Here is a 4,953-nt window from a genome sequence, read left to right on the forward strand (position 1 = left end):
AGGTGTATATAAGAGCCGGGCCCTCGGGGTGCTCGGCGCGGCCGGCGCGAGCACGTTCGCCGACTGGCTCGCCGGGCTGTTCGCCCTGGCCCGGCAGGAGGTGCTCGACGCGGACACGCCCGTCCTCGGGGTCCTCGACGAGCTGGTCGGCGACCTGACCGACGCCGACTTCCTCGTGGCGCTGCCCGCCCTGCGGCAGGCGTTCGAGTTCTTCCCGCCGCGCGAGCGCGAGACGATCGCCGAGGGGCTGCTGGAGCGGCGCGGCCTGCGCGGCTCGGCCCGCGAGCTGCTCCGCACGCCGGACGCGCCGCTGCTGATGGCCGAGGCCCGCGCCCTCGAAACCCGCGTCGAGAAGGCCCTGGCCGCCGCATTCCTGGAAGGGGAGTCATGATCCCGCCCGACCTGGAACGCTGGCGGCTCGTCCTCGGCGCGCCCGCCGAGTCGTGCACCGGGGAGCTGGGCGGCGAGGGCGCCGAGCGGGACGCCGCCCTCGACTGGCTGTACGGCCGCGACGCCGACCTCGGCAGGCGCGGCGTGCGGCGCGGCGACGGGGGACGAGGCGCCGGCGACGGGCCGTCGCAGCTCACCACCGTCGACTGGCTCGACGCCGTGCACCGGCTGTTCCCCAAGGAGACGATCGAGCGGCTCGAACGCGACGCCGTCGAACGCTACGAGATCCACGAGATCGTCACCGACCCGGCCGTGCTGGAGCGCATCGAGCCCGACGCGACGCTGCTGCGCGCCGTCCTGCGCACCAAGCACCTGATGAACCCCGAGGTCCTCGCGCTGGCCCGGCGGATCGTGGACGCCGTCGTCCGGCAGCTGATGGAGCGGCTCTCGACCGAGGTACGGCAGGCGTTCCACGGTACCCGGTCGCGGCGGCCCAGCCGCATCAAGAACTCCCGCAACTTCGACTTCCACGGGACGATCCGCGCGAACCTCGCGCACTACCGGCCGGACGAGCGGCGCCTCTACATCGAGCACCCCCGGTTCGTGTCCCGGACGCGGCGGCACGTCGAGCAGTGGCAGCTGATCCTGCTCGTCGACCAGTCCGGGTCCATGGCCGGGTCCGTGGTCCACTCCGCCGTCACCGCCGCGTGCCTGTGGGGGCTGCCCGGCCTGAAGACGCACCTGGTCGCGTTCGACACCTCCGTGGTCGACCTGACGTCCGACGTCACCGACCCGGCCGAGCTGCTGATGAAGGTGCAGCTCGGCGGCGGCACCGACATCGCGCGGGCCGTCGCCTACGGGGCCGGGCTGGTGGAGAACCCGCGCCGGACGATCGTCGCCGTCATCACCGACTTCTACGAGGGCGGGAACGAGGCCCGGCTCGTCCGGGAGGTCCGGAAACTCGTCCAGCAGGGGACGCACGTGCTCGGGCTGGCCGCGCTCGACGAGGGGGCGAACCCGGCGTACGACCGTGCCATGGCGCAGCGGCTCGCCGGAGAGGGCGCCCACATCGGCGCCATGACTCCCGGGCAGCTCGCCGAGTTCGTCGCCGAACGGATCGCCCGATGACCCGCACCGACCTGCTGTCCCTCACCCCGGACGCCCTCGCCGCCCTCGCCAACCGCGGGCTCGTCAAGCGCGCCGCGAAGGACCTCGACGCCGGCAACGGCCCGGAGATCACTGTCGGCCCGGACGGCGGCATCGACGGCGCCTTCCCGGACGGTGTGAAGGGGTCCCTGCCCGCAGGCGCCGGGCTGGAGGCCGCGACCTGCTCCTGCGGCGCGACCGGGACGTGCCGCCACCGGATCTGCCTCGTCCTCGCCTACCAGCGGACGGCCGCCACCGAACCCGGGACACCGGAGGCGCCCTGGTCGCCCGGAGCGTTCGACGACGACGCGCTCGTCCGCGTCCTCGGGCAGCGCGCCCTCACCGCCGCCCGCCGCACCCTCCGCGCCGGCTACTCCGCCACGCTCCGGCGCCCCACCGCGCAGGACCCGGTCGCCCAGGTGGAGCTGCCGACCTGCACCGTCCGGTTCCTGGTGCCGGACGAACTCGGCTACGTCCACACTGACGCCGTCGCGGCGGTGCGCGGCGAGATGACCGTGCTGGCCGTCTGGGCGTTCCGCGCCGCCGACGAACGCGGCCTCACCGGCGACGAGATCCGCCTCGACGTCGGCGGCACGCCGGGGGCATCGCGCGACGACCTCGACACCGCACTCGACCTGGCCGAACAGGTCCTCCTGGAGGGCGCCGTGCACGCGGGCCCCGTCCTGTCCGCCGCGCTCGGACGTGCCGCCGCCGACCTGGCCGGGCGCGGCATGCACTGGCCCGCCGCCGCACTGGACGACCTGGCCGGCCAGCTCGCCGCCTACCACGAGCGCCGCGCCGACCACGATCCCGCCCGCATCGCGGAACTCCTCGCCGAGATCCACGCCCGGCACCGCGCCGCCCGGGGACCCGACCGCTCCCAGGTGCTCGGCACCGACGAGCGCGCGGAGACGCCGCTGCGCCGCGTCCGGCTCGCCGCTCTCGGCTGCCGCGTCGCCGGCACCGCCGGGGGCCCGCACCGCCGACATCTTCCTCGCGCACACCGGCACTGGCATCGTGCTCGTCCTGAAACGCAGCTGGGACGTCCCGGACGGGACCCGCCTCACCGGCGCCGACCTGGCCGGACGCAGGATCCTCGGTGCGCCGCTGCGCTCGCTCGCCGCGGCGAACGTCGTGTCGGAGAGCGCGACCCGCAGCGCCGGCCGGGTCGTCCGCGTCGCCGCCGGACGGGTCGCGAAGACGACGGTCACGCCGCTCGGCAGCGCCTGGGAGACGCTGCCCGCCGGGCTCCTCGTCCGCGACCTCGCGGCGGAGGCGCGCGCCCTGGACGCCCTGCCGCCCCGCCTCGTCCGCCCCCGCGTGGCGGCGGAACTGGTCCGCGCCGTCGAGGTCGCCGGCGTCCGCGACGTCGGCTACCACCCCGGCGCGCAGCGCCTGGAGGCCGTGATCGCCGACGCCGCCGGGACCACCGCCGTCGTCTCCGCCGACTACAGCCCGCACCGTCCCGCCGCGCTCGACGCCCTCGCCGGCGCGCTCGCCGCCGGCCCCCGCATGCTCACCGGCACCGTCCGCAAGGAGCGCGGCGGCCTCGTCATCGACCCGTTCGCCGTCCAGACCGCGGACGGCATCGTCGTGCCCGACCTGGCCCCCGGCGAGGGCACCGCCGCCCTGGCCGCACCGCCCCCGGCGACCACCGACCCGCTGTCCCGCGCGCTGGACGAGGCGCTGGCGGCCTGCGCCGAAGCCGCCCACCGCGGCCTCCTGCGCACCACGCCGGGCCTGCGCGAGCGCATCGTCCGCGCGGGAAAGGACCTGGACCGCGCCGGCCTCCGCGCCGCCGCCGGAACCGTCGCCGCCCTGGCCGCCGCCCTCGCCGCCGACGACCCGCACCGCACCGCCTCGACCTGGGCCGACGCCCACATCCGGCTGCTGGCGACCGCCGAACTCCGCTGATCTGACTCTCTGTATTTAAGCAAATACTTTGGGTAGTGCGTGCCTGGGAGGCGCGCATGCAAGGTTTTTCTCGTGTCCAGGTCGCCGAGTGCCCGATGGACGAGGTCCCGCCCGAGGGGCTGCGCAAGATCTGGCGGTGGGCCGTCCTGATCGCGGTCGGCGGCTTCCTGTTCGGCTTCGACACCGGCGTGATCTCCGGGGCGCTGCTGTTCATCCGGGCCGACTTCGCGCTGAACTCCTTCGAGCAGGGCAGCGTGGTCAGCATCCTCGTGCTGGGCGCCATGGCGGGCGCGCTGCTGTCCGGCCGGATGGCCGACCGGATCGGCCGCCGCCGGGCCCTCGGCCTCGAAGGGTTCGTCTTCCTCGTCGGGACGGCGGTCGCCGCGCTGGCGGGCGGCTACGGCATGCTGCTGGGCGGCCGGCTGCTCCTCGGCCTGGCGGTGGGCGCCGCCTCGGCGACCGTCCCGGTCTACCTGTCGGAGATCTCCCCGGCGAAGATCCGGGGCAGCGTGCTGACCCTCAACCAGCTGCTCATCACGATCGGCATCCTGGTCGCCTACATGATCAACGTCGCGTTCGCGGGGAGCGGCGACTGGCGCGCGATGATCGCCGTGGGCGCCGTGCCCGCCCTGGTGATGGTCGCCGGGGCGCTGTGGGGGATACCGGAGTCTCCGGCGTGGCAGCTGGCGCGCGGCGACCGGGACGGGGCGCACCGGACGATCGCCTCGGTCACCAACGACGCGACGGCCGACATGCTCGTCGAACGGCGGGTCGAGGCCCGGCGGAAGGAGGCCGCCAAGGACGGGGGGCAGGCGGGCTGGCACGCCCTGCTCCGGCCGCGGGTCAGGCCCGCGCTGATCGTCGGCGTCACGCTGGCCGCCGTGCAGCAGTTCGGCGGGATCAACACGATCATCTACTACGCGCCGACGATCATCGAGGAGACCGGGCTGAACGCCGCCAACTCGATCTACTACTCCATCGCCATCGGCGTGATCAACCTGGTGATGACCGTGGCGGCGGTGTGGCTCATCGACCGGGCCGGGCGCCGCGGCCTGCTGCTGTTCTCGCTCGCCGCGATGACGGTCACCATGGTCCTGCTGGGGCTGGCGTTCGTGGCCGGCTGGGCGTCCGTGCCGTCGCTGATCTTCATGGTGCTGTACATCGCCGCGTTCGCCGTCGGGCTCGGGCCCGTCTTCTGGGCGATCATCGGGGAGATCTTCCCGGGGCCCGCCCGCGCCAGCGGCTCCAGCGCGTCCACCGCGGTGAACTGGGGCTCGAACTTCGTGGTCAGCCTGGTGTTCCTGCCCATCGCCAACGCCATCGGGCAGGGCGAGACGTTCTGGATCTTCGCCGCGATCTCGCTGGCCGGGCTGGCGTTCGTGTCCCGCTTCGTCCCGGAGACCAAGGGACGCGAGTTCGGCGAGGTGGACGCCGACCTGCTCCGCCGTTTCGGGCGCCGTCCCCCGGAGAGCACCCCTGGATGAGGCCGAGCCGGTGCCACCA

Annotated in this window: 4 protein-coding genes; all 4 read left to right on the top strand. The window is 74.6% G+C overall.

Going from position 1 to position 4,953, the window contains the following annotated elements; all coding sequences use genetic code 11:
* The first annotated feature begins 28 nt into the window (after positions 1 to 28).
* The 4 genes from HUX53_RS36775 (at position 29) to HUX53_RS36790 (ending at position 4,934) form a co-directional block, all read left to right on the top strand.
* Positions 29 to 391 carry a DUF5682 family protein gene (locus HUX53_RS36775; RefSeq protein ID WP_176407890.1) on the top strand — a complete coding sequence of 121 codons (363 nt, stop codon included), beginning with the start codon at positions 29 to 31 and terminating at the stop codon, positions 389 to 391.
* Positions 388 to 1,518 carry a VWA domain-containing protein gene (locus HUX53_RS36780; protein WP_176407891.1) on the top strand — a complete coding sequence of 377 codons (1,131 nt, stop codon included), beginning with the start codon at positions 388 to 390 and terminating at the stop codon, positions 1,516 to 1,518. Before HUX53_RS36775 ends, HUX53_RS36780 begins: the two co-directional genes overlap by 4 nt.
* A gap of 1,035 nt (positions 1,519 to 2,553) precedes the next feature.
* Complete coding sequence (locus HUX53_RS40405) at positions 2,554 to 3,450, top strand: hypothetical protein (RefSeq protein ID WP_217920337.1); 897 nt, start codon at positions 2,554 to 2,556, stop codon at positions 3,448 to 3,450.
* Positions 3,451 to 3,506: 56 nt separating this feature from the next.
* Positions 3,507 to 4,934, top strand: a complete 1,428-nt coding sequence (locus HUX53_RS36790; protein ID WP_176407892.1) for a sugar porter family MFS transporter — start codon at positions 3,507 to 3,509, stop codon at positions 4,932 to 4,934.
* Positions 4,935 to 4,953: the final 19 nt, after the last annotated feature.

Source organism: Actinomadura sp. BRA 177 (genome assembly GCF_013372625.1).
Classification (GTDB): Bacteria; Actinomycetota; Actinomycetes; order Streptosporangiales; family Streptosporangiaceae; genus Spirillospora.